Origin of the sequence: Enterobacter sp. Ag1 (genome assembly GCA_000277545.1) — a bacterium.
In the GTDB taxonomy this organism is placed as follows: Bacteria; Pseudomonadota; Gammaproteobacteria; order Enterobacterales; family Enterobacteriaceae; genus Cedecea.
The window spans coordinates 21,043-44,352 of the sequence record AKXM01000046.1 but is presented as its reverse complement, the minus strand read 5'-3'; the positions used below and the strand labels follow the sequence as shown (position 1 = coordinate 44,352).

Below are 23,310 nucleotides of genomic sequence, written 5' to 3'. Positions count from 1 at the left end.
TAATAAAAATCCCTCAGAAATCGGACTTAATAAGCGTTAATATGCCCCCGCTTATAATAAATATGGTTACTAGGGATCCACATGAAAGCAAATTTGCGCGCTTTACCATTACTGATTGGGGCCGGCCTGCTTGCAGGTATGGCATCTTTCGCTGCTAACGCAGAAATCACTGTCCTGAAGCAAGATCCGCAGGCCGGTAACCCGCTCAGCCGCCTCAATTTCACCGTGGGCGGCAGTATTCGTCCACAGTTTAATATGATGTCCGGCGACGGCGATAAAGGCTCTTACAAACGTAATGGCTTTGATGGCGGCACCCGTTTCCGCTTCGCGGCTGATTATTATCTGTTCGATGATATTAGCTGGATCAGCTATTACGAGCTGGGCGTGAATATTCCGGCGGTCTTCGAGTGGGACAACCACTATGCAGAAGGCGCGAACAATACTACTCGCCGTATGCTGTACACCGGTCTGAAAAGCAAAACCTGGGGTCAGCTGACCTACGGCCAGCAAAACAGCATCTACTATGATGTGGTTGGCGCGAAAACCGATATCTGGGACTACGACATGATCGGTCAGGCTCCAGGTAACGGCATGAACGGCGACTACGACGGTTCTTACCGTTCCCGCAACATGCTGAAGTACAAAAACACCTTCGGCGATGCGGACGTGTACGCTTCTTACCTGTTTGAAGATCACGACATCCGTGCCACCAACGGCATGCGCTACAAGCGTAAAGGCGGCGGCTCTCTGGGCGTGGATTACCACATCACCAAAGACCTGACCTGGGGTACCGCATGGAACTACACCCGTGCCGACATGCGTAACCCGACCGACGGCGACAGCAAGTCTTACAACCAGAACATCTACGGTACGGCGCTGAGCTGGAAACCGGACAACTGGACGTTTAGCTTCGGCGGCGGCTGGTACCAGAACTTCCTGACCACCAAGCTGAAAGACGTGAACAACTACTTCTCCGGCGACGCGTGGGGCATCGAGTACTTCGCGGGTTACACCATCCCGGTTGGCCAGTACGCGGTGAAATCCGTGCAGCCATACTTCATGGGTGACCGTCTGCAGTACGTGACCGGCCGCAGCTACCAGCGCATCGACAACGGTGTGGGCGTGAGCTTCAAACTGGATTACGGCTTCCAGGTGGACTACGAGCACGTCTTCACCTCCAGCACCGACAACCTGGGCGACATGAACCTGGTTCGTCTGCGCTACGATTTCTAATCGTGCCTCTGGCGGGTGGCAGCCTTGCTGCCCGCCTCATTCAGCGTTTCCTGCCTTATTTTTTATCTATTCAGAAACGGGTAAGCATGTTCGGGCCCTGAAGGCTTTGCGCCACTCTGTGGGCGTGGTTTTAAAACGCAGCCTGAAATGATGCCGGAGTGTTTCCGCTGAGCCGAATCCAGACTGCTCTGCCACCTGGTCAATGCTGATTTTCTCGCTTTCCAGCAGCGCACAAGCCTTTTCCAGCCGGAGGCTGAGCATCCACTCGCCCGGCGTGGTGCCGGTAGCATCTTTGAACCGGCGGATGAAGGTGCGGCGGCTCATGCCCGCTTGCCTGGCTAACTGCTCAATCACCAGGGGGGCATTGAGATGGTGGCGCAAGTCGTCCAGCAACGGCGCCAGATTTTTGGTGCTGCGTTTAGGAACGGGCTGTTGGACCCACTGTGCCTGGCTGCCTTCCCGTAACGGGGGCGTAATCATGCGCCGCGCAGTCCGGTTGGCGATTTCAATCCCGTAATCACGGCGAATAAGATGCAGGCAGAGATCGACCCCGGCGGCGCCGCCTGCGGAGGTGATCAGGCTGCCCTCATCGACGTAGATCATGCTGTGCTCCACCTGTACCGCAGGGAACCTGTTTGCGAGGATCTCGGTGCTGTTCCAGTGGGCGGTGGCTCGCTTGCCGTCCAGTAATCCTGTTTCGCAGAGAATAAAACTGCCGGCGCAAATCGACACTATGCGGGAACCGTTTTGATGGGCGCGTTGTAAGGCGGCAATCAGCGGCTCCGGGGCCGGTTCAAAAACATTTCGCCAGCCGGGGATGACAATGGTTCCTGCGTCTTCCAGCAGCTCCAGCCCGCCATCCACCACTAAACGCACGCCGCCCTGAGCGTCAAAAACGCCGTTCTCTAACGACGCGACGCGCAGGTCATAGAGAGGCTGGCCGAGCACTTCGTCCACGCGGCCAAAAGCTTCGACGGCAATCCCGAACTCAAAAGTGCAGAGACACTGATAGGCCAGCACAACCAGCCGTCGATTTTTCGGTCTAAAAGTGCGGTCTTGATCTGGAGAGATGCCCGGCATGGTTGTCCTGTCTCTAAAAATGGCACGATCTTGACGATATCTGACCTGAGCGTCGATTTCTACTCCACCCCGAATCTTTCATGCTGGCACCTTCTTAACGTTTGGCAGGAAATCAGTATGAAAAATCTCTTAGCGTTGATGGCGGTCTGCTTAGCCGCGTTGATGTCGGGCCTGGAAATATCCAGCGTCCCGGTTATCCTGCCGGTGCTGGAAAAGCAGATGCAGGCCAATTTCCGTGAACTGCAATGGATCATGAATGCTTACACCCTCTCCTGCACCGCGGTGCTGATGGCCACGGGGACGCTGGCGGATAAATATGGCCGCAAGCGTATTTTTATTATCAGCATTATTGGGTTTGGCCTGACGTCGATCCTCTGTGGCCTGTTCCGGACGCCGGAATGGCTTATTGTGGGGCGCTTTTTGCAGGGACTGAGCGGCGGGGCGATGTTAACCAGCCTGATTGCCATCCTGTCGGTTCAGTTTCCGGCAGGAAAAGCGCGCAGCCGGGCGTTTTCCGCTTGGGGGATCACGTTTGGTTTTGGACTGGGCTTTGGCCCCGTCATCGGCGGCGTGCTGGAGGCGTGGTTTAGCTGGCAATGGGTATTTCTGATCCACGGCGTTATTGCGCTGCTCACTCTGGCCCTGACGCTGAAAAATGTTATCGAGTCGCGCGAAAACACCACGACACCGCTGGATGTTGCTGGCCTGATGACGTTGAGCGTGGGCGTGGTGGGGGCGACCTGGCTCATCACCCAGGGCGGGAACATCGGGTGGGCCAGCCGTGAAGCCCAGTTCATCTTGTTGGGCACGTTTATCAGCCTGGCGCTGTTCGTCATTATTGAGCTCCGCCACCCGCATCCTATGTTTGATTTCTCCGTCTTTCGGATCAGGCCTTTCTCCGGGGCGCTAATGGGATCTGTGGGGATGAATTTCAGCTTCTGGCCGCTGATGATTTATCTGCCGGTTTATTACCAGATTGGGAAGGGTTACAGCATTATGGAGACCGGCATGGCGCTACTGGCCTACACTTTGCCCACGCTATTAATGCCGCCGGTCGGTGAAAAACTCGTGCTGCGCTTTGGGGCCGCACGCATCATCCCGCTGGGGCTGCTTGCTATCGGCCTGGGATTTGTGCTGATGAGGCTGGGCGTTATCTATCACGTCAGTTTACTGCCCGGCGCAATACTCTCGGGCATGGCGCTGGGGTTAATCAATACCCCGGTCACCAACACCACCACCGGCTCCGTGGGCGCTAACCGCGTGGGCATGGCTTCCGGGATTGATATCAGTTCGCGCCTAATTACCCTCGCCATCAATATTGCGTTAATGGGGAGCCTGCTGGTGGCGGGGATAGCCGAAAGCTTACAGAGCCATATCGACAGCGTGAGCGAAAGGTATGCCCTGGCCGAGCAAATAGCCGGCGGCACCAGAGCCATGCTCAGCAGCGACATGATTGTTCAGGCGCTGAATAACGGTTTTTCTGGCGTGCTGACCTACGGCGCTGTGGGCGTGGGCTGTTTGTCGCTGGCGAGTTATTTGCTGTTCAATGTCAAAACAAACGTTAAGCGCAAACGGGCGGAATCCTGCGCGGATTAAGCTCATCTCAATGCAAAGCGGGTTTTCCGCTTTGCTTGGTTGTTATTCGCAAAAGCCCTGTTCATGCCCGCCGCGCCTTCTCCTGCGAGCAAGATGAAATATTTTCAATTAACCCTGTTAACGGAATGTGCCATCTTATTCTGTCCAGTTGGATCAACAACTTAGTAAGCGGCCCGTGAAAGAGGCTCGCCTCAGGACACCACACATCATTCTGTAAGGGAGAATACCCATGGGAAATCATTTCGGCTGGCGCGTGGCGACCGGCGTTTTACTTCTGGCCAGCGGTCTGCAGTTTGCTCAGGCCAACAGCGACCCGCACACCATCGTCTTCGGCGTAGCGCCGGGGCCATACGGCGACATGGTCAAACAGGCCATCGCCCCGTCGTTAAAAGAGAAAGGCTATAAAGTCGTGGTGCGTGAGTTCAGCGACTACGTGCAGCCCAACATGGCGCTGGCCAACGGCAGCATCGACGCCAACCTGTTCCAGCACTCGCTGTACTTCGACAAATTCACCGCCGACAAAAACCTCAAGCTGGCGAAGCTGATTACCGTGCCAACCGCCGGGATGGGCATTTATTCCCATAAAGTCAAAAGCCTGGACGAGCTGAAGCAGGGCGACATTGTCACCCTGTCTAACGACCCGACCAACCTCGCCCGTGGGCTGCGCTTCCTGCAGTCCATGGAGCTTATCACCATCAAAGAGAACATTGACCCGACTAAAGCCTCCGAGCGCGACATCGCCACCAACCCGAAAGGCCTGGTGTTTAAATCGCTGGAAGCCGCACAGCTGCCGCGCACGCTGGACAGCGCCAGCGCCGCGCTGGTCAACGGTAACTTTGCGATTGCGGCCGGGCTAAAACTCTCTTCCGCGCTGAAACAGGAACACCTGGACGAGAATCTCAAAAACATCATCGCGGTGCGTGCCGAAGATGCGGATAAACCGTTCGCCAAAGACATCGTGGAAACCGTGCAGTCCCCGGCCTACGAAAAAGCGATCGACGATCCGCAGAATATTTTCAACGCCTTCCAGAAACCGGACTGGATGGTTGCCGCCGATAAAAAGTAATAGAGCAAAGCGGGCAGGCGGGATGCCTGCCTTTTGTCGCTAATTTGAGGTTGTCATGATTGAGATTGAAAAGGTCTGCGTGGACTTCCCCACGGGCCGGAGCCAGACCAGCCGGGCGGTGAACGATGTTTCACTGCACATTGGCGCGGGGGAGATTTTTGGTATTGTCGGCACCAGCGGAGCCGGGAAAAGTACCTTATTACGTACTCTGAACGCGCTCCAGCGCCCGAGTGAAGGCCGCGTAAAAATCGCTGGAACTGAGGTAACCTCGCTGCAGGGGGCCGAGCTGCGCAAAGCGCGTCAGCGTATCGGCATGATTTTCCAGCACTTCAATTTGATGCACACCCGGACGGTCAGGCAGAACGTGGCGTTCAGCCTCAAAGCCGCAGGCTGGGAACGCAGTAAAATCGGCCCGCGCGTGGCCGAAATTCTTGAGCTGGTGGGCCTGGCCGACAAAGCGAACCGCTACCCGGTGCAGCTGAGCGGCGGGCAGAAACAGCGCGTGGGCATTGCGCGAGCCATCGCTAACCACCCGGATGTTTTGCTCTGTGATGAACCGACTTCCGCGCTGGATCTGGAAACGTCGGCCACCATTCTGGCGCTGCTGAAGAAAATCAATCAGCAGTTGGGGATCACCATCGTGCTGATCACCCACGAGATGAACGTGATCAAGACGATTTGCGACCGTGTGGCGGTGATGTCCGGCGGCGAAGTGGTGGAATCCGGCGAGGTGTTCGACATCTTCGCGCATCCGCAGCATGAGTTTACCCGCCAGCTGGTGTCCCACACGCTGAACCTGACGCTGCCGGTGCGCCTGCTGGACAACATGCGCGGCGCGCTGCTGAAAATCATGTTCGTCGGTGACTCTGCTGAACAGCCGGTGCTCTCCTTCGCGGCGGTGAAATACGGTGTGGCGGTGAACATTCTGCACGGCAAGATTGAGTACATCAGCGACCGCGCGCTGGGCATTCTGGTGGTGGCGATCACTGCGCCCGGCAACCCGGCAGCGGTAGGGGATGCCATCGACCATATTCGGAAACATACGGCCTGTGTGGAGGTGCTGAATGGATGATTTAGTCGCGGACCTGACGATTGCCTTTGGCGAAACCTTCCAGATGCTGGGCATTTCCACGCTGCTGGCGATCATCGGCGGCCTGCCGCTGGGCTTTTTGATCTTCGTGACCGACCGCAATCTTTTCTGGCAGAACCGCGCGCTGAACATCATCAGCTCGGTGCTGGTGAACATCGTGCGCTCGGTGCCGTTCGTCATTCTGCTGGTGCTGTTGTTGCCGCTGACGCAGTTCCTGCTCGGTAACACCATCGGGCCGATTGCGGCGTCCGTGCCGTTGTCGGTGGCGGCGATTGCGTTTTATGCCCGCCTGGTGGACGGCGCGCTGCGGGAAGTGGACAAAGGCATTATTGAAGCGGCGGAGGCCTTTGGCGCCAGCCCGATGCGCATCATCTGCACCGTGCTGCTGCCGGAAGCCAGCGCCGGTTTGCTGCGTGGGTTAACGATAACCCTGGTCAGCCTGATCGGTTACTCGGCGATGGCGGGGATTGTCGGCGGCGGTGGCGTGGGCGACCTCGCGATCCGCTTCGGCTATTACCGCTACGAAACCCAGGTCATGGTGGTCACGGTCGTGGCGCTGATCGTGCTGGTGCAGATCGTGCAAATGTTTGGCGACTATCTCGCCAAACGGGCAGACAAGCGCGACAGGCATTAACCTTCTTTCTGGCCGGACGTTCGTTCGGCCAGCATAATTTTAGCTGCTGGCGAGGCTCATTTCCCGGCGGCTTTCTCCTGATAAGTCCCAGGCTGTAATTTTCTATAGCGTTTCATCATTCCTGCGAGTCGCCTCGAAGTTTGCCAATCTGTCTGATTTTTCATCTGGGTTACTGTGCAGCCATCCCGTATGATCGGAGGGATGAGCAAGAGATGAGGCCAATCAAGGCCAGAAAAGAAGCGCCCCCGAATAATGGAGATTTTTATATGGATATGCGTAATTTCCAACAATGTAGAGGGATGACGAAATCACCATCATGGACTTTTCTTGATGTCTTTCGCTGGAAAATACTTCCCGAAAAATTCGGCGGCGGCAGATCTTATGTCCGAGATTTTAAAGATGCATGGGTCAAAAAAAATCGTACTCTTATCAGAGCTGCAGCGTTTCGCTATAAACTTCCGCCAGAATTGCTCGCGGGTGTTTGCTGGATAGAGGTAGGCGGTGACCCAAATATCATAGATCGTTTTGCTTTTGAGGTTCGAGCCATAGACTGGAGCGGGCCTGCGTATACCGACCGTTATTTCACAATAACCTCCCCTCCGGCTAAAACCTCGTTTGGATTTGTCAGTATGCAGTTGCGTACTGCCGCTCAAACTATGGGGCTGGATGCTGACACAATGAGCACATCAGAGCTTCGCTCCCTGTCTCAGTGCCTTGAAAAAGACACCTATAATATCAATCTTGCTGCTATGCATTTACGCCAACTTGCCGACTATGACAGGTTACCCTCGCGGCTTAGTATGAATGATGTGAAAATTATTGGGGCGAGATATAACCGTGGTACGAGTCCGAGTCTGGAAAATATAAAAAAAGATACGCGATAGGGTGATTTTATTGTCAAGCATTGGCCGCACTTTAACAGACTGGTTTTGAAGTAGGGGGCAGAATGAGAGTGTTTATTAGGGTTGTACTTGTTCTGTTTTATCTATTGTGTATGGTTGCGATGTATTTATCTATGGTTGATAAATATGATGTCATATATGATATGGATTCGGCATTTTCCAGGGGGGCATTAGGTAATGGCAGCAATAATAATGCCGTTTTTTCAGGGGTAATATTACTCATTATATCTCTATCTCAGATGCTATTTTTTTACTTTGAGCAATCGAAGAAATGGAAATGGGCAGCGGCGATCATGACAGTATTGGCTTTCCTTTTTTTCTTTGCCAAATAAAGCTCATTTGGATTTTGGTAACCTTTAGCTGAAGTTAGATTTCATGTTTATTCCGAGCCCACGCAGATGTTTTGATGTGTGGGTGATAGTTTGCGGTTCAGAGAACTTGGTGGCATAGGGGGCGGCGTATCTTTGAAAATTTGTATCCAGGTTGCCCCAAATCTCACAGTTGCCCTTTTCCCGGCGATTGGCTAGTATCGCTCCAGCTTCTCGCAAGTCGTAAACGTTAACGTTATCCAACGTACATATTCTCCCCGGCATTCGGGGTAATTGTACTTGGGTAATATCATGGCACTATTCGCATCCCCCGTTGTTTCGTACCGCAAGCCCCACGTTCTGGGTTTTATCCTCTATTTCATCGTTGGCCTGGTCGACGGCGCGATTGTGCCTTTTTTCCCGCTGTGGGCGCAGCAGTCTGCCGCTATCCCGGTGGAGTTTATTGGCCTGCTGTTCGGCTGCTATGCCGGGGGCGAGCTGCTGGCCGCGCCGTTTATCGGCGGGATTGCCGATCGCGTGGGCAGAAGGCCCGTGTTGATTATTTCGGCGACCGGCGTTGGGGTGGGCTTTATCGCGCTGTTCTTTACGCACGGCGTTTTTGCCGCCGCCGCTGTGCTGATCGTTATTGGCCTGTTTGAATCGGTGCTGCACCCGACCATTTACACCGTGGTGGCGGACGCCACGCCAGCCTCGGAGCACCGCCGCCAGTTCAGCATCATGCGCGTGTGTTCCGGCGCGGGCGCGATTGCCGGGCCGCTGCTGGGCACGGTGCTGGTGCAAGAGGGGCTGGGCTACGTTTTCCTGGCCGGAGGTTCGGTGATGGTGGCCGGCGGCCTGTTGCTGGCGATCTCTCTGGCGGAAACGCGTCCGCTGGCCGCTGGAGTGGACGATGAGGCCGATGATGAAGAGGGGCTGAGCGCGCTGCTGCCCGCGTTCCGGGATCGCCGCCTGGCCGGGGTGCTGATTTGGGTGCTACTGCTGGGCGTGGCCGGGAGCTGGGTGGAGGCCGTCATGCCGCTGTACGCCAGCAATCAGATGGGGATGAGCGCCGCCAGTATCGGCTATTTGTTCGCGTTCGGGGCGGGGATTAATACGGTCGGCCAGCTGGCCTTAACGAAGCTGTTTGCCCGACGCTCTGCATTGTTTATCACGCTCAGTGCGGGTTTGGCGCTGATCGCTGCCTTTGTTTTGCTATTGGCACATCCACACGTCGTCACGCTGGTGATGGCGGTCTGCCTTTATTCTCTGTCGCAGATGATGACCGGCCCGCTGATCCCGACGGCGGTGAACAAGTTAGCCCCGGTGCGGTTACGCGCGACCTATATGGCGGCACTTTCGGTGGTGAGCGATCTGCAGGGATCTGTGGGGCCAGCGACCGGCACGGCATTGTTCGCGCTGGCGTTTACGTTGCCGTGGGCAGTGGGCATTCCGCTGGTTGGGCTGGCGGTGACCGGACTAGGGCTGACGCTCGCAGCCGGGGAAAAATCGGCTACTCGTTGACGCTGCGCAGCCAGGCTTCGACCTGCTGGTAATCCCCCCGGAAGACGATCTGGTCGGCCTTCTGGCTGAGCTGATAGCGATACATCGGGTCGTAATACTCTTTCAGCAGCGGCGACAGCCAGGCCAGATGGCCTTCGCAGGAGCCGGTTTTCCTCTGGGTTAACAAGGCTTCGTCCAGCCTGGTGGTGAACTGCTGAAAGCGTTCCATGCCCAGGCGGCGGCGGATGGCAAACAGACCGTGGTGCAGATACTCGGCGTAATCGCGCCACGCGGTTTCTTCCTCGCTGACGGATAAAAACGCCTCGCTCATCTGCCGGAAGTATTCGTTTTTGAGGCGCTCCAGCCGCAGCTCGAACGGATCCTCGATGGCCACAATCGGCGAGCGCAGCATCTGTTCCCTGAAGGCTTCGGGGATATGGCGGGAGCCAATCATCCGGCCTTCATCCTCTACAACCAGTGTTTTCAATTCGGTCGGGCTGATTTTGAGCAGAGTGACGGCGAGATTGTTTTCGAAGCTGGCCTGAGAAGGCTGGGCGACAATCGTGCGGCCAAACGACGAGCCGCGATGGTGCGCCAGCCCTTCGAGGTCAACGCCCCTTGGCAGGGAGCGGATCAGGATGGTTTTGCCGCAGCCTGTGTTGCCGCTGACGATAATCATCGGCGACTGAGAACGGGTGTCGATTACCTGCATGGCATGCTGGCGCAGGGCTTTGTAACCGCCGGTGACCAGCGGGTACTCGAGGCCGTTTTCCCGCAGCCACTGCTGCACGATGTGGCTACGCATTCCGCCTCTGGCACAGCATAAATAGCCTTCCGGCTGCTGGCGGCAGCTTTCCAGCCAGCGTTCGATTCGGCTGGCTTTTCGCTCGCCGCTGACCAGCCGGTGCCCCAGTTCGACGGCGGCCTGTTGGCCCTGCTGCTTATAGCACGTTCCGACCTGAGCGCGTTCATCGTCCAGCATCAGCGGTAAGTTATGGGCGGCGGGCATTGAACCCTGAGCGAACTCTACCGGGGCGCGAACGTCAATCAGCGGGATGTCGTTGAGCAGCAGGCGATCGTAGTCCTGCGTGTTGGGGCGTTTTTCCATGGCATAACCTTAGTCTGAAGCGGCGAAACGGGGGGATTGTGCGCTTCTGGTCAGGCAAAGGAAAGGGGAAGGGGGGAAATGGTCTGACCCTCTAAAGTCAAACAGAGGGTCAGACGAGGTGCGGTTTTACTTCACCAGCTTGCTCTGCGCCCAGGCAATGCCGCTGGCGTATTCGGCCGGGAGCAGGGGAACCAGGGCTTCCAGCGAGGCGCTCAGGCGGCCGGTGTCGCTGTCGTTCAGGTTGAGGTGCCCGACTTTACGGCCCGGACGAACGTCTTTGTCGTACCAGTGCAGGTGCACCAGCGGCAGTTTCAGCCAGGCATAATTCAGGTCGGTGCCGATCAGATTCACCATCACCGACGGGGCATTAACGACAGGCTGCGGCAGCGGCAAATCCACGATGGCGCGCAGGTGCAGCTCGAACTGGCTGATAGACGCGCCGTTTTGCGTCCAGTGCCCGCTGTTGTGCACGCGCGGGGCCAGCTCGTTGATCAGCAGGCCGGCTGGCGTGACGAAGCACTCCATCGCCATCACGCCGACGTAGCCCAGCTCGTGCATGATGGCGGTGAGCATGGTTTCGGCCTGACGCTGCTGTTCGGCGTTGGCCTGCGGGAAGGCAACGCTGGTGCGCAGAATGCCGTCCTGGTGCAGGTTGTGGGTCAGCGGGTAGAACACCGTGCTGCCGTCGTGGCCGCGCGCGCCTACCAGAGAAACTTCGCCGGAGAAGTTAATGCCCTGCTCGACGATGCATTCGCCGTAGCACTCTTCCGGCAGCTGGTCGGTTTCATCGGCACGTAAGCGCCACTGGCCGCGGCCATCGTAGCCGCCCACGCGGCGCTTCACGATAGCCAGAGAGCCCAGCTGGCTGAACACGTCCTGCCATTCATGGCTGCCGGAGAGCAACTGCCACGGCGCGGTGGCCAGGCCGAGCTTATCGAACAGCTGTTTTTGCGTCAGGCGGTCGGCGATGATCGGGAAGATATCGCGGTTAACGAAGGCGTTATGGCGCGCCAGTTCGCGGGTGAGCGCGGTTTCAGGCCAGCGCTCAATCTCGGCGGTGATCACGCTCTGGGCGAACGGTACGGCTTCCGGCTCGGCGTCCAGCCCGACAGGGTAAACGGCGATGCCCAGCGGCTCACCGGCCTGGCGGAGCATGCGCCCCAGCTGGCCGTTACCTAAGACACAAACGCGCTTCATGCTTCACTCCGTGGATCAGGATTATCCAGCACTTCGTCGGTCTGGGTTTGACGCCAGGTCGCCAGGCGCTGGCTCAGGTCTGCGTCATGCAGGGCCAGGATCTGCGCGGCCAGCAGGGCGGCGTTGGCGGCTCCGGCTTTACCGATGGCCAGCGTGCCGACAGGAATGCCGCGCGGCATCTGGACGATAGAATAAAGGCTGTCCACGCCGCTCAGAGCAGCGCTTTGAACCGGCACACCCAGCACCGGGACCAGGGTTTTCGCGGCCAGCATACCCGGCAGGTGCGCTGCGCCACCGGCTCCGGCGATGATAACCTGGTAGCCATTAGTTTCGGCCTGCTCGGCAAAGCTGAAAAGCTTATCCGGCGTGCGGTGGGCGGAGACGACTTCGACATGGTGAGGGACATTCAGGGCGGTAAGGATTTCAGCGGCGAACTGCATGGTGGCCCAGTCACTTTTGGAACCCATAACAATGGCGATACGCGCCGGGGTGTGCTCAGAAGACATGCGTCTCAAAACTCCTGTGGGTGTGCAGACATCATCGGGCGACGGGCGCCCGTATCAGAAGGGCTCAGAGAATAGCACGAACTTCGGGCAAGGAAAACGGTTGCGTGGTTAACGAATCGGCAAAAAAGCGGGCTTTTAGGTCAGAAAGGAAAATGAATCAGCTCGACGTTTTCCGGCGTGACTTTGATCATCGACCCTTCTTTATGCCACGCGCCTAACACGCAGCGGAAAGCGGGTTGCCCGTTAGCCTCAAGTTCGTGAATCGCCGGGCGATGAGTGTGCCCGTGAATCAGCCATTGGACATTGTGGCGGGTAAGAGTGTCGACCACCGCCTGCGGGTTCACATCCATGATCTCCAGCGACTTCATATTATTCGCCGCCTGGCTGTCGGCGCGCATCCGGTCGGCGATACGCTGGCGAATAAACAGCGGCAGGGCGAGATAGAGCTTCTGCAGCCACGGCTGATGAACCTTGCGGCGAAATGCCTGATAGCCTTCGTCGTCGGTACACAGCGTGTCGCCGTGCATGATCAGGATTTTTCGGCCATAAACATCGAGGAGCTTTTCTTCCGGCAGCAGAGTCATGCCGCTGGCTTTGGCGTAGCGCTTGCCGAGTAAAAAGTCCCGGTTGCCGTGAATGAAATAGCAGGGAATGCCGGTATCAACCACCGCTTTAATAGCCGCGGCGATTTGCTGGTAGAGCGGCTCCGGCGCGTCGTCGCCAATCCAGGCTTCGAACAGATCGCCAAGAATATAGAGCGCATCCGCCTGGCGGGCTTCACCGGATAAGAAACGCAGAAAACCGGCGGTGATCGCCGGTTCTTCTGGGCAGAGGTGTAAATCTGCAATAAACAGCGTCGACATTATTCGCTGACGGTCACGCTTTCGATAATAACGTCTTCTTTCGGTACATCCTGGTGCATACCGCTGCGGCCGGTGGAAACGGCTTTGATTTTCTCAACCACGTCCATCCCTTCAACCACTTCTGCGAACACGCAGTAGCCCCAACCCTGCAGGCTTTCGCCGCTGAAGTTCAGGAAGTCGTTGTCGGCCACGTTGATGAAGAACTGTGCGGTAGCAGAGTGCGGAGCCTGGGTACGAGCCATTGCCAGCGTACCACGGGTGTTTTTCAGGCCGTTATTCGCTTCGTTCTGAATGGTGTCTTTGGTCGCTTTCTGCTTCATACCCGGTTCGAAACCGCCGCCCTGGATCATAAAGCCGTTGATCACACGGTGGAAAATGGTGTTGTTGTAGAAGCCTTCGCGGCAGTAGTCCAGGAAGTTTTTAACGGTAACAGGCGCTTTATCATCAAAAGTTTTGATGACGATGTCGCCGTGATTAGTGTGAAAAGTAACCATGCTTGCATCCTATGAGTGTCAGAGAGTACGGCGGCAAACGGTGCCGTCGTACCAGCACGCTGTTATAGCATAACGCTACATCATAGTCAGTAATGCAAAGCAGACTGCCGTCGGGGAAAATAATCGGGTAAGATAACCGGGAGTATTCTTCCACACGCTTACATGGAATCCCCTGATGTTAAAAATATTTAATACACTGACTCGCCAAAAAGAGGAATTCAAACCTATTCATGCCGGAAAGGTAGGCATGTACGTGTGTGGTATCACCGTTTACGATCTCTGTCACATCGGCCATGGCCGTACTTTTGTTGCGTTCGACGTGGTGGCGCGCTACCTGCGTTCCCTCGGCTATGAGCTGAACTACGTGCGTAACATCACCGACATCGACGATAAAATCATTAAGCGCGCCCATGAAAATGGCGAAGACTTTGTGGCGCTGGTCGACCGCATGGTCGTCGAAATGCACAAAGATTTCGACGCGCTGAACATTTCACGCCCGAACAGCGAGCCGCGTGCGACCAAACACATTCCGGAAATCATCGAAATTGTTGAACAGCTGCTGGCCCGCGATCACGCCTATGTGGCGGAAAACGGCGATGTGATGTTCTCGGTGCTGACCGACCCGAATTATGGCCTGCTGTCTCGCCAGGATCTGGATCAGCTTCAGGCGGGTGCACGCGTGGACGTGGTTGACGTTAAGCGTAACCCAATGGACTTCGTGCTGTGGAAAATGTCCAAGCCAGGCGAGCCTGCGTGGACGTCTCCGTGGGGCGAAGGCCGCCCGGGCTGGCATATCGAATGTTCCGCCATGAACTGCAAAGAGCTGGGCAACCACTTTGACATTCACGGCGGCGGCTCCGATCTGATGTTCCCGCACCACGAGAACGAAATCGCGCAGTCTACCTGTGCCCACGACGGCGAGTACGTCAACACCTGGATGCACTCCGGGATGGTGATGGTTGACCGCGAGAAGATGTCTAAATCCCTGGGTAACTTCTTTACCGTGCGTGACGTGCTGAAGTATTACGACGCGGAAACCGTGCGTTACTTCCTGATGTCCGGCCACTATCGCAGCCAGCTCAACTACAGTGAAGAGAACCTGAAACAGGCTCGCTCGGCGCTGGAGCGTCTGTACACCTCGCTGCGTGGGACCGACAGTAGCGTGGCGCCAGCCGGGGGCGAAGCGTTCGAAGCCCGCTTCCGCGAAGCGATGGACGATGACTTCAACACCCCGGAAGCCTACTCCGTGCTGTTCGATATGGCCCGCGAAGTGAACCGTCTTAAAGCGGAAGATCTTGCGGCGGCAAACGGACTGGCGGCGGCGCTGCGTAAGCTCTCCGCAATTCTGGGCCTGCTGGAGCAGGATCCGGAGCAGTTCCTGCAGGGCGGCGCGCAGGCGGACGACGGCGAAGTGGCGGAAATCGAAGCGCTGATCAAGCAGCGTAACGATGCGCGTCAGTCGAAAGACTGGGCGCTGGCGGACCAGGCGCGTGACCGCCTGAACGAGATGGGCATTGTGCTGGAAGACGGCGCGGGTGGCACGACCTGGCGTCGTAAGTAAGATTTAGAACGTGAAAAAGCGGCCTATGACAGGCCGCTTTTTTTATGGCTGGCCGCTGTGGCGCGGCCTTATTGGCAGGTGCTTTATTCCGGGGCTGAGGTGCGAATCAGGTAATCAAACGCGCTCAGGGAGGCTTTCGCGCCTTCGCCGGTGGCGATGATGATCTGTTTGTAAGGCACGGTGGTGCAGTCGCCTGCAGCGAATACTCCTTTGACGGTGGTTTCGCATTTCGCGTCGATGATAATTTCACCCATGCGGTTGCGCTCCACGCTGCCTTCCAGCCAGGTGGTGTTCGGCAGCAGGCCGATCTGGACGAAGATGCCGGCCAGGGCAACGTCATGTACGCTTTCGGTCACGCGGTCTTTATACTGCAGGCCGGTCACTTTGCTGCCGTCGCCTTTCACTTCCAGCGTCTGGGCGTTCAGCACGATGTCGACGTTTTTCAGGCTGCGTACTTTGTTCTGCAGAACCTGATCGGCCTTCATTTCCGGGGCAAATTCCAGCAGGGTGACGTGCTCAACGATACCCGCCAGGTCAATGGCCGCTTCCACGCCGGAGTTCCCGCCGCCGATGACCGCCACGCGCTTGCCTTTGAACAACGGGCCGTCGCAGTGCGGGCAGTAAGTCACGCCTTTGGTGCGGTACTGATCTTCACCCGGCACGTTCATGTTGCGCCATTTTGCGCCGGTCGCCACGATAATGCTGCGTGCTTTCAGCGTGGCGCCTGATGCCGTTTGGATCTGGTGCAGGCCGCCTTCGGTTTTCGCCGGGATAAGCTTGCTGGCGCTTTGCGTGTCGATCACGTCCACGTCATAGTCGTCCACGTGGGCTTTCAGCGCGCCCGCCAGCTTCTGGCCTTCGGTTTTCGGCACGGAAATGTAGTTTTCGATATCCACGGTATCCAGCACCTGGCCGCCGAAGCGTTCGCCCATCAGGCCGGTACGGATGCCTTTACGCGCCGCATAGACCGCCGCCGCCGCGCCCGCAGGGCCGCTGCCGACGATCAGCACGTCATAAGCCTCACGCTGGTTCAGCGCTTCCGCCGCGCGTTTTTCTGCGCCGGTATCAATTTTGCCCACGATTTCAGCCAGCGTCATGCGGCCCTGACCAAATTCTTTGCCGTTCAGGAACACGGCAGGCACGCCCATCACATTGCGTGCCTGAATTTCATTCTGGTAAACGCCGCCGTCGATAGCAGTATGGGTGATGCGCGGATTCAGCACGCTCATCAGGTTCAGCGCCTGCACAACGTCCGGGCAGTTGTGGCAGGAGAGGGAATAATAGGTTTCAAAGTGGAAGTCGCCGTCGATCTCACGGATTTGCGCCAGCAGATCCTGAGATTCTTTGGACGGGTGACCGCCGACCTGGAGCAAAGCCAGCACCAGGGAAGTGAATTCGTGACCCAGCGGAGAGCCGGCAAAGCGCGGGCCCTGGCTTGAGCCTGGGTTAGTGATTAAAAATGACGGTTTGCGCACCGGCAGGTCGTTATTAATGCTGAAAGAAACTTTGTCGGATAACTCAGCGATGTCTGCCAGCAGTTCTTTTACTTCAGATGATTTCGCGCCGTCGTCCAGCGTGGCAATCAACTCAACAGGTTTCGTTAGTCTCTCAAGATAGGCTTTGAGCTGGGTTTTCATTGTTGTGTCGAGCATGGTCAGTCTCCCTGGTGGCGAGAAAAAAACGGCTGCCGGAGCAGCCGTAAAATAAAAGAGGGTAACGCGGGTAAAACTTAGATTTTGCCGACCAGGTCCAGAGATGGAGCCAGAGTCGCTTCACCTTCTTTCCATTTAGCCGGGCAAACTTCGCCTGGGTGAGAAGCCACGTACTGAGCCGCTTTCACTTTACGAAGCAGGTCAGACGCGTCACGGCCAATGCCTTCGGCGGTCACTTCGATAGCCTGGATGATGCCCTGTGGGTCAACCACGAAGGTAGCGCGGTCTGCCAGACCTTCGTCTTCACGCATGTTTTCGAAGTTACGGGTCAGCGCGCCGGTTGGGTCGCCGATCATCGCGTATTTGATTTTAGCGATGGTTTCAGAGCTGCCGTGCCACGCTTTGTGGGTGAAATGGGTGTCGGTAGAAACGGAATACACGTCTACGCCCAGTTTCTGCAGTTCTTCGTAGTGGTCAGCCACGTCGCCCAGTTCGGTCGGGCAAACGAAAGTGAAGTCAGCCGGGTAGAAGAAGAAAACGCTCCAGCGGCCTTCAGTATCTTTTTCCGTAACTTCAACGAATTCGCCGTTTTTAAAAGCCTGGTTTTTGAATGGTTTGATTTTGGTATTAATTAAAGACATCTAAACTTCCTCCGTTTTGCGATGGGAGAAAGGTACCGAATTTTGAACTGCGTCACTAATGGGTAGGCTTTATTGAATCAAGAGGTATTTCCTAACAGCTATGCGACGGGCATAAAAAAGGCCACCCGTTGCGGGGGTGGCCGGTGTTGCGCGTTACAATTCCACTTTAAAAAATTATAACAGCGGCGAAATTACAGCACTTTAGCCTTAAAAAGGTCAATTCCCCGGTTCGTTGTAGTAGCGATGGTTGTAATCGTTGAAAACTATTAAAGGTCATCAGTCCTAAAATTCGCGGGATATTCTGAAAAGTCGAGGTGGTGAGCAAAGTAATGTCAGGGGAATTGCAGCTATATGACGGTAAGGTTAAATTACCGGCTGTTATTTTTCTGCATGAATAATCGCGCCAGGCCGCGCGAGGGTTGAGGTATTGGCATTGTCCGAATTGCTTTCTTTGGTGCTGTTTTTGGCAGCTATTGCCGTATATGCGGTAAAGGCGGGTCGAAATATCTGGTGGCTGTCGGTCATCTTACTGATGCTCGGGCTGTTTATCGTGCTTAACGTGACGTTGCTGGCCAGTAATTATTTTACCGGCGAAGGCATTAACGACGCGGTGCTCTATACGCTCACCAGCAGCATGACAGGTGCGGGCGTCGGCAAATACATTTTGCCTGGGCTGGGCCTCGCCGTCGGGTTGATTGCGATTTTTGGTGGTCTGACCTGGATTTTACGCCGGAAGAATCATCCTCATCATTTGGGCTACAGTGCCCTGGCGCTGTTTCTGGCCCTGTTTTCAATCAAAACAACGCCTGCCTACCAGCAGGTGGTGTCGCTGATTAAATCCCAGACCCGAACCGGCACGTCTGACTTTGCCGACTGGTATAAAGTCCCTGAAGGCACCATTAAACAGCCGAAGCTCAACCTGGTTTATATCTACGGCGAAAGTCTGGAACGCACCTATTTTGATGAGCAGACGTTTCCTGGCTTAGGGCCCGAGCTGAACGCTCTGAAAAGCCAGGCAATAGATTTCAGCCATACCGGGCAGATGGCGGGGATGGACTACACCATTGCGGGCATTGTGGCCTCGCAGTGCGGGATCCCGCTGTTCGCACCTTTCGAGGGGAACTCCTCGGCGTCAATGTCGAGCTTCTTCCCGAAGAACATCTGCCTCGGGGATATTCTTAAGGCATCCGGCTATCAAAACTACTTTATCCAGGGCGCGGACCTGCGCTTTGCGGGTAAAGACATTTTCCTGCAGTCCCACGGCTTCGAGCATATGTACGGCGCGCAGGAGCTTAAGGGAATGGTGGCCGACCCAAATTACCGGAATAACTGGGGCTTTTACGACGATACGGTGCTGGACGAAGCTTATGACAAGTTTATCGAGCTTTCTAAAGCCGGGAAGCGTTTCTCGCTGTTTACCCTGACGGTCGATACCCATCATCCCGATGGCTTTATCTCGAAAACCTGCAACCGCCGCAGCTACAGCTACGAGGGCAAAGAAAACCGATCTTTCAGCGCCGTTTCCTGCAGCCAGGAGCATATCGCGGCTCTGATAGACAAAATCAAAGCCTCGCCGTATTTCCGTAACACGGTGATCGTGGTCTCTTCCGACCATCTGGCGATGAACAACACGGCGTATAAATACCTGACGAAGCAGGACAGGCAGAACCTGTTCTTTGTCATTCGCGGCGATAAACCGCAGGCGGAAATAAAAGCCGTGAAGCGTAACACGATGGATAACGGCGCGACGGTGCTGGATATCCTCGGCGGGGGGAACTACATCGGCCTGGGGCGCAGCAGCCTGTCGGGCGAGTCTCTGTCGATGGTCTTTACCAACCTGAAAGAGAAGGTTGCCGAGTGGAAACCGGACGTGATCGATCTGTGGAACTTCCCGAAAACCATCAGCCGCTACAGCATCGATCAGAAGAAGAACACGTTCAGTTATTCTGGCGCGCACTTCAAGCTGCCGCTATTGCTGAAAATCGGCAAAGGCAAAATTGAACCGCTGCCGGAAAGCGAGTACTCCGCGCCGCTGCGCTATCAACTGGCGGATTTTAAAAGCGATGACCGATTTATCTGGGCCGATCGTTGCTACAAAATGGCGCGCCTGTGGGAGCCGCAGCTCGCGCTTTCTACTGGCTTGTGCGTGGCCCAGGGGCAGCTTGGTGGAGAGCCAACGGTGCGGCTGGTGGACAAACCGCTGGATGAATACAACGTGCAGTTTGACGAGCAAACGCTTAGTAACGATCGTTTCAAAAATAATGTGGCTCTGCTGAAGGCGGATGAGAACAGTATTCGCTACCAGGCGGACAGCTTTATCTTTAACGTAGCTGGGGCGCCGAAAAGCGTGAAGCAGTTCAGCGGCATTTCACGCCCGGAAGCCTGGGGCCGCTGGTCAAACGCCAATATGGCGCCCGTGGTGACCATTGAGTATCAGGATCCGCTGCCGACCACGTTTGATCTGGTGCTGGTGGCCAAAGCCTTTGGGCCAAACGTCGCCGAGCCGGTTTCGGTGAAGGTCGGTGATGAAGAGCAAACCATTACTTTCGGCGACCAGCTTTCTACCGTCACGCTGCGTTTTGATAACCCGGCAGGCAGCAAAGCGCTGACCATTGAACCACCGAAGCCGCAGCTGTCCAACGAAGGCAATATTCTGGGGCATGAACCGCGTAAGATTGGCGTGGGGCTGGCTGAGCTGAAAATTGTGCCGGTGAGCGGCTAACCCGTTCCCGGAGAGGGAACGGGCGGGGCAGGTCAGAGGATCTCGAGCACCTGTTCCGGCGGGCGGCCAATGCGGGCTTTGCCGTTGGCCAGTACGATTGGGCGCTCGATGAGTTTCGGGTGCTCAATCATCGCCTGAATGAGCGCTTCTTCGCTGAGGCTGGCGTCGTCCAGCTTCAGTTCTTTGTACAAGTCTTCTTTGCGGCGCATCAGCTCCCGGGCGCTGGTAAATCCCAGTTTCTTCAGCAGTGATTCGACGGTAGCTGCGTCAGGCGGCGTTTCCAGGTAGAGCACCACTTCTGGCTCGACGCCCTTTTCCTTCAACAGGTTCAGCGTTTCACGGCTCTTGGAGCAGCGCGGGTTGTGATAAATTTCGACCTTCGTGGACATACGAACTCCTGTTACATCTTCATATAAGGTTTAAAGCGCTGCTGAAGCTGGCGCAACTGATCGATCCGGGCGTCGTACCTGGCCTGCTGCAGACTGCCGAGTTTCACCTGCGAGCTGGCGCTACTGAGCATTGAAATAGCCTGATCCAGGCGGCCATTGAGCGCCATGACTTCGGCGCGAGCCGCTAACTCCTGATCGCGGTTGCCCAGTTTCCCCTGAGCCTGAGCCAATAAATCCCAGCCGTTGGTGTCGTCAGGGTGAGCGAACGTGTAGCGATTAAGCTGCGTTGCTGCCTCGGCGGTCTGCCCGCCTTCCAGGTAAGCATTGGCGAGGTTCAGCTGCAGCACCGGGTTATTCTTCAGGTCCGGGGCGTTTTTCAGCCGGTTGATCGCGTCGTTGGCTTTGTGCTGGCCGAGATCGATATCGGTGGCCAGATCGAGATACCACGGGTTGCCCGGCTGGGCGCTAATCAGTGGCTGAAGCGTTTTTCTTGCCTCGTCGTATTTATCCGCCTGCAAAGCCTGCAGCGCGCGACCATATTGCGCCGCGTTTTGCTCACGCACGTTGCCTTTTGACCAGGCATCCAGCAGATCCGGGGTTAGCTGATTGCGGCCCGAGTTATACATCCCCAGGGTGCGAACCTTTGCCATGTAGAAACTTTCCGAGGACTGAACCACCACCGGACGCATTTGGTTGGCGCGGTTGCGGGCATCCGCCAGGCGGCTTTCCGGCAATGGGTGGGTCAGCAGAATTTCCGGTGGACGAGAGGAGTAGCGGGCCTGATCGAGCAGCTTTTCGAGGAAGCCTGGCATCGCCTGAGGATCAAAGCCCGAACGCTGGAGTACCTGAATACCGATGCGGTCAGCTTCCTGCTCATTCTGCTGCGTAAAGCTGATCATGCCTTGTTGCGTCCCGGCCAGCGTTCCGGACAGGGCGGCCATCCCGGCCTGGGGGCTGGCCATCGCCAGCAGAATTGAGCCTAAGGCTCCCACCCAGGTCAGCGGCGCATTTTTCTTTTGATCTTCCATCGCACGCGCCAGGTGGCGCTGGGTAACGTGGGAGATTTCGTGAGCCATAACAGAAGCCAGCTGGCTTTCCGTATCGGCATAACGGAACAGCGCCGAGTGCAGCACCACATTGCCGCCGAAGAAGGCAAAGGCGTTGATTTCGTCGTTGTTGATCAGGAAGAAGTGGAACGGGGTCTTCACCGAATTAGCGTGGCTAACCAGCCTCATGCCCAGTGAGTTGATGTACTGCGTTAGCAGCGGATCGTTAATCAGCGGGGCGCTACCGCGCAGCTGGCGGACGTAAAAATCGCCCATCTGCATTTCCTGCGCGATAGACAGCGTGCTGCCCGCAGATGTTCCCATATCTGGGAGTTGGTCAGTCACATCCGCGCGCGCTGGCAGTAGGGTTCCTACCAGCAGCGAGGCCGTAAGTGTTGCAATCAGGGTCTTTTTCAACTGCCTAACCATAACTACTGTCCCGTTTAGTCGTTGTCAGATTTTGACACGATGAGTACAAGTTTGTTCGCTTAAAGAAGTGTACTGTAGGGCGTTGAAGCTGCGAAGATTTTATTTGGTGGATTCTCCTTTGTAATCCGCCGTAAAAAGCAAAGTCTTTGCGGTGACATTTCGATACAATTCGGCATCAAAAAAAACTTCACGGAAGGGATGTATGCTCGACATGTTGTTGCAGTGGTATCGCCGTCGCTTCAGCGACCCGGAGGCGATTGCCCTGTTGGTTATTCTGGTGGCGGGTTTTTGCATCCTGTTCTTCCTGCACGGTCTGCTGGCACCGCTGCTGGTTGCCATCGTTCTGGCCTATTTGCTTGAGTGGCCTACGGTGCGCCTCGAGCGTATCGGTTGTTCCCGAACGTGGGCCACCACCATTGTGCTGGTGCTGTTTGTCGGCATTTTGCTGCTGATGGTGCTGTTTGTGGCGCCCGTCGCCTGGCAGCAGGGCATCAACCTGATTCGTGATATGCCGGGGATGCTCAACAAACTTTCCGATTTTGCCGCCACATTGCCGAAGCGTTATCCGGCGCTGGTGGATGCGGGCATTATTGACGCCATGGCCGAAAACGTTCGCAGTCGGCTTTCCGGCATGGGCGACCAGGTGGTGAAATTCTCGCTGGCGTCGCTGGTTGGGCTGCTGACATTGGCTATTTACCTGATTCTGGTGCCGCTGATGGTGTTCTTCCTGGTGAAGGACAAAGAGCAGATGCTGAATGCCGTGCGCCGTGTTCTGCCGCGCAACCGAGGTCTGGCCGGGCAAGTCTGGCTGGAGATGAACCAGCAAATCACCAACTATATTCGCGGCAAAGTGCTGGAGATGATTGTCGTGGGCGTGGCGACCTATATCGGCTTTATTATTTTCGGGCTGAATTACTCGCTACTGCTGGCGGTGCTGGTTGGCTTCTCGGTGCTAATTCCTTACATCGGCGCGTTTGTGGTCACTATTCCGGTGATTTGCGTGGCGCTGTTCCAGTTTGGCCTGGGCACTGAGTTTTGGACGCTCTTTGGCGTGTATCTCATTATTCAGGCGCTGGACGGCAACCTGCTGGTGCCGGTGCTGTTCTCGGAGGCGGTGAATCTTCATCCGCTGGTGATTATTCTGTCAGTGGTGATTTTTGGCGGGCTGTGGGGATTCTGGGGCGTGTTCTTTGCAATCCCGCTGGCAACGCTGATTAAAGCCGTGGTTCACGCCTGGCCGGATGCTTCAGCGGTAGATGACGCGACGAGTCGGGAATAACAGGAAGAAAAAAG

21 protein-coding genes are annotated in these 23,310 nt (G+C 56.3%); 11 read left to right on the top strand and 10 right to left on the bottom strand.

Going from position 1 to position 23,310, the window contains the following annotated elements; all coding sequences use genetic code 11:
• Window positions 1-81: 81 nt before the first annotated feature.
• Window positions 82-1,233, top strand: coding sequence for a porin (locus A936_RS17840; RefSeq protein ID WP_008460227.1), 1,152 nt, complete (start codon window positions 82-84; stop codon window positions 1,231-1,233).
• A gap of 66 nt (window positions 1,234-1,299) precedes the next feature.
• Here A936_RS17840 and A936_RS17835 read toward each other — a convergent pair whose 3' ends face one another.
• Entirely contained in the window at window positions 1,300-2,313 is a 1,014-nt protein-coding gene (locus tag A936_RS17835; RefSeq protein WP_008460225.1) for a helix-turn-helix domain-containing protein, read from the bottom strand.
• A gap of 117 nt (window positions 2,314-2,430) precedes the next feature.
• Here A936_RS17835 and A936_RS17830 point away from each other — a divergent pair, with 117 nt between their 5' ends.
• The 7 genes from A936_RS17830 to A936_RS17800 all read left to right on the top strand — a co-directional run bounded on the left by A936_RS17830 (window position 2,431) and on the right by A936_RS17800 (window position 9,430).
• Window positions 2,431-3,909 (top strand): MFS transporter, encoded by a 1,479-nt coding sequence (locus A936_RS17830; RefSeq protein ID WP_008460223.1) that lies wholly within the window; start codon window positions 2,431-2,433, stop codon window positions 3,907-3,909.
• A 229-nt stretch (window positions 3,910-4,138) separates the two neighbouring features.
• Window positions 4,139-4,975 carry a MetQ/NlpA family ABC transporter substrate-binding protein gene (locus tag A936_RS17825; protein WP_008460221.1) on the top strand — a complete coding sequence of 279 codons (837 nt, stop codon included), beginning with the start codon at window positions 4,139-4,141 and terminating at the stop codon, window positions 4,973-4,975.
• Between the two features lie 55 nt (window positions 4,976-5,030).
• Window positions 5,031-6,047 (top strand): virulence-associated ABC transporter ATP-binding protein SfbB, encoded by a 1,017-nt coding sequence (sfbB, locus tag A936_RS17820; RefSeq protein ID WP_008460219.1) that lies wholly within the window; start codon window positions 5,031-5,033, stop codon window positions 6,045-6,047.
• Window positions 6,040-6,699, top strand: coding sequence for a methionine ABC transporter permease (locus tag A936_RS17815; RefSeq protein ID WP_008460218.1), 660 nt, complete (start codon window positions 6,040-6,042; stop codon window positions 6,697-6,699). The genes sfbB and A936_RS17815 overlap by 8 nt, the downstream gene beginning before the upstream one ends.
• A gap of 266 nt (window positions 6,700-6,965) precedes the next feature.
• Window positions 6,966-7,583, top strand: coding sequence for a hypothetical protein (locus tag A936_RS17810; RefSeq protein WP_083845859.1), 618 nt, complete (start codon window positions 6,966-6,968; stop codon window positions 7,581-7,583).
• 131 nt (window positions 7,584-7,714) lie between these two features.
• The gene (locus A936_RS17805; RefSeq protein ID WP_237717594.1) at window positions 7,715-7,933 is read left to right on the top strand and encodes a hypothetical protein; all 219 of its coding nucleotides are present in this window, start codon (window positions 7,715-7,717) and stop codon (window positions 7,931-7,933) included.
• A gap of 288 nt (window positions 7,934-8,221) precedes the next feature.
• Complete coding sequence (locus tag A936_RS17800; RefSeq protein WP_034809800.1) at window positions 8,222-9,430, top strand: MFS transporter; 1,209 nt, start codon at window positions 8,222-8,224, stop codon at window positions 9,428-9,430.
• Here A936_RS17800 and mnmH read toward each other — a convergent pair.
• The 5 genes from mnmH to ppiB form a co-directional block, all read right to left on the bottom strand.
• Window positions 9,420-10,517: a tRNA 2-selenouridine(34) synthase MnmH gene (gene mnmH / locus A936_RS17795; protein WP_008460214.1), complete on the bottom strand. Its 1,098-nt coding sequence runs from the start codon at window positions 10,515-10,517 to the stop codon at window positions 9,420-9,422. The two genes, A936_RS17800 and mnmH, sit on opposite strands and share 11 nt — an antisense overlap.
• A 126-nt stretch (window positions 10,518-10,643) precedes the next feature.
• Window positions 10,644-11,714, bottom strand: a complete 1,071-nt coding sequence (purK, locus tag A936_RS17790) for a 5-(carboxyamino)imidazole ribonucleotide synthase (RefSeq protein ID WP_008460212.1) — start codon at window positions 11,712-11,714, stop codon at window positions 10,644-10,646.
• Window positions 11,711-12,220: a 5-(carboxyamino)imidazole ribonucleotide mutase gene (purE, locus tag A936_RS17785; RefSeq protein WP_008460210.1), complete on the bottom strand. Its 510-nt coding sequence runs from the start codon at window positions 12,218-12,220 to the stop codon at window positions 11,711-11,713. Before purE ends, purK begins: the two co-directional genes overlap by 4 nt.
• A gap of 140 nt (window positions 12,221-12,360) precedes the next feature.
• Window positions 12,361-13,083, bottom strand: coding sequence for a UDP-2,3-diacylglucosamine diphosphatase (lpxH, locus tag A936_RS17780; RefSeq protein ID WP_008460209.1), 723 nt, complete (start codon window positions 13,081-13,083; stop codon window positions 12,361-12,363).
• Entirely contained in the window at window positions 13,083-13,577 is a 495-nt protein-coding gene (gene ppiB / locus A936_RS17775; RefSeq protein ID WP_008460206.1) for a peptidylprolyl isomerase B, read from the bottom strand. Before ppiB ends, lpxH begins: the two co-directional genes overlap by 1 nt.
• A 175-nt stretch (window positions 13,578-13,752) precedes the next feature.
• On the opposite strand from ppiB, the gene cysS reads away from it, so the two are divergent.
• Entirely contained in the window at window positions 13,753-15,138 is a 1,386-nt protein-coding gene (gene cysS, locus A936_RS17770) for a cysteine--tRNA ligase (RefSeq protein WP_008460204.1), read from the top strand.
• Between the two features lie 83 nt (window positions 15,139-15,221).
• Here cysS and ahpF read toward each other — a convergent pair whose 3' ends face one another.
• A complete protein-coding gene (gene ahpF, locus A936_RS17765) occupies window positions 15,222-16,790 on the bottom strand; it encodes an alkyl hydroperoxide reductase subunit F (protein WP_008460203.1) in 1,569 nt (522 codons plus the stop codon).
• A 77-nt stretch (window positions 16,791-16,867) separates the two neighbouring features.
• A complete protein-coding gene (gene ahpC / locus A936_RS17760) occupies window positions 16,868-17,431 on the bottom strand; it encodes an alkyl hydroperoxide reductase subunit C (RefSeq protein ID WP_008460202.1) in 564 nt (187 codons plus the stop codon).
• Between the two features lie 433 nt (window positions 17,432-17,864).
• Here ahpC and opgB point away from each other — a divergent pair, with 433 nt between their 5' ends.
• Window positions 17,865-20,153 carry a phosphatidylglycerol--membrane-oligosaccharide glycerophosphotransferase gene (gene opgB, locus A936_RS17755; protein WP_008460201.1) on the top strand — a complete coding sequence of 763 codons (2,289 nt, stop codon included), beginning with the start codon at window positions 17,865-17,867 and terminating at the stop codon, window positions 20,151-20,153.
• Window positions 20,154-20,185: 32 nt separating this feature from the next.
• Here opgB and arsC read toward each other — a convergent pair whose 3' ends face one another.
• Together arsC and bepA are read right to left on the bottom strand one after the other, a co-directional pair.
• Window positions 20,186-20,542, bottom strand: coding sequence for an arsenate reductase (glutaredoxin) (gene arsC, locus A936_RS17750; protein WP_008460200.1), 357 nt, complete (start codon window positions 20,540-20,542; stop codon window positions 20,186-20,188).
• A gap of 11 nt (window positions 20,543-20,553) precedes the next feature.
• Window positions 20,554-22,017: a beta-barrel assembly-enhancing protease gene (bepA, locus tag A936_RS17745; RefSeq protein ID WP_008460199.1), complete on the bottom strand. Its 1,464-nt coding sequence runs from the start codon at window positions 22,015-22,017 to the stop codon at window positions 20,554-20,556.
• 202 nt (window positions 22,018-22,219) lie between these two features.
• On the opposite strand from bepA, the gene A936_RS17740 reads away from it, so the two are divergent.
• Entirely contained in the window at window positions 22,220-23,296 is a 1,077-nt protein-coding gene (locus tag A936_RS17740) for an AI-2E family transporter (RefSeq protein WP_008460198.1), read from the top strand.
• Window positions 23,297-23,310 lie beyond the last annotated feature (14 nt).

Bases quoted from the DNA above. Each gene is read 5' to 3' on its own strand.
- arsC (WP_008460200.1), bottom strand. From the start codon at position 20,542: ATGTCCACGAAGGTCGAAATTTATCACAACCCGCGCTGCTCCAAGAGC.
- bepA (WP_008460199.1), bottom strand. From the start codon at position 22,017: ATGGTTAGGCAGTTGAAAAAGACCCTGATTGCAACACTTACGGCCTCG.
- purK (WP_008460212.1), bottom strand. From the start codon at position 11,714: ATGAAGCGCGTTTGTGTCTTAGGTAACGGCCAGCTGGGGCGCATGCTC.
- A936_RS17815 (WP_008460218.1), top strand. From the start codon at position 6,040: ATGGATGATTTAGTCGCGGACCTGACGATTGCCTTTGGCGAAACCTTC.
- A936_RS17825 (WP_008460221.1), top strand. From the start codon at position 4,139: ATGGGAAATCATTTCGGCTGGCGCGTGGCGACCGGCGTTTTACTTCTG.
- A936_RS17835 (WP_008460225.1), bottom strand. From the start codon at position 2,313: ATGCCGGGCATCTCTCCAGATCAAGACCGCACTTTTAGACCGAAAAAT.
- purE (WP_008460210.1), bottom strand. From the start codon at position 12,220: ATGTCTTCTGAGCACACCCCGGCGCGTATCGCCATTGTTATGGGTTCC.
- lpxH (WP_008460209.1), bottom strand. From the start codon at position 13,083: ATGTCGACGCTGTTTATTGCAGATTTACACCTCTGCCCAGAAGAACCG.
- A936_RS17800 (WP_034809800.1), top strand. From the start codon at position 8,222: ATGGCACTATTCGCATCCCCCGTTGTTTCGTACCGCAAGCCCCACGTT.
- A936_RS17830 (WP_008460223.1), top strand. From the start codon at position 2,431: ATGAAAAATCTCTTAGCGTTGATGGCGGTCTGCTTAGCCGCGTTGATG.
- ahpC (WP_008460202.1), bottom strand. From the start codon at position 17,431: ATGTCTTTAATTAATACCAAAATCAAACCATTCAAAAACCAGGCTTTT.
- A936_RS17810 (WP_083845859.1), top strand. From the start codon at position 6,966: ATGGATATGCGTAATTTCCAACAATGTAGAGGGATGACGAAATCACCA.
- A936_RS17740 (WP_008460198.1), top strand. From the start codon at position 22,220: ATGCTCGACATGTTGTTGCAGTGGTATCGCCGTCGCTTCAGCGACCCG.
- ppiB (WP_008460206.1), bottom strand. From the start codon at position 13,577: ATGGTTACTTTTCACACTAATCACGGCGACATCGTCATCAAAACTTTT.
- A936_RS17840 (WP_008460227.1), top strand. From the start codon at position 82: ATGAAAGCAAATTTGCGCGCTTTACCATTACTGATTGGGGCCGGCCTG.
- cysS (WP_008460204.1), top strand. From the start codon at position 13,753: ATGTTAAAAATATTTAATACACTGACTCGCCAAAAAGAGGAATTCAAA.
- sfbB (WP_008460219.1), top strand. From the start codon at position 5,031: ATGATTGAGATTGAAAAGGTCTGCGTGGACTTCCCCACGGGCCGGAGC.
- ahpF (WP_008460203.1), bottom strand. From the start codon at position 16,790: ATGCTCGACACAACAATGAAAACCCAGCTCAAAGCCTATCTTGAGAGA.
- A936_RS17805 (WP_237717594.1), top strand. From the start codon at position 7,715: ATGGTTGATAAATATGATGTCATATATGATATGGATTCGGCATTTTCC.
- mnmH (WP_008460214.1), bottom strand. From the start codon at position 10,517: ATGGAAAAACGCCCCAACACGCAGGACTACGATCGCCTGCTGCTCAAC.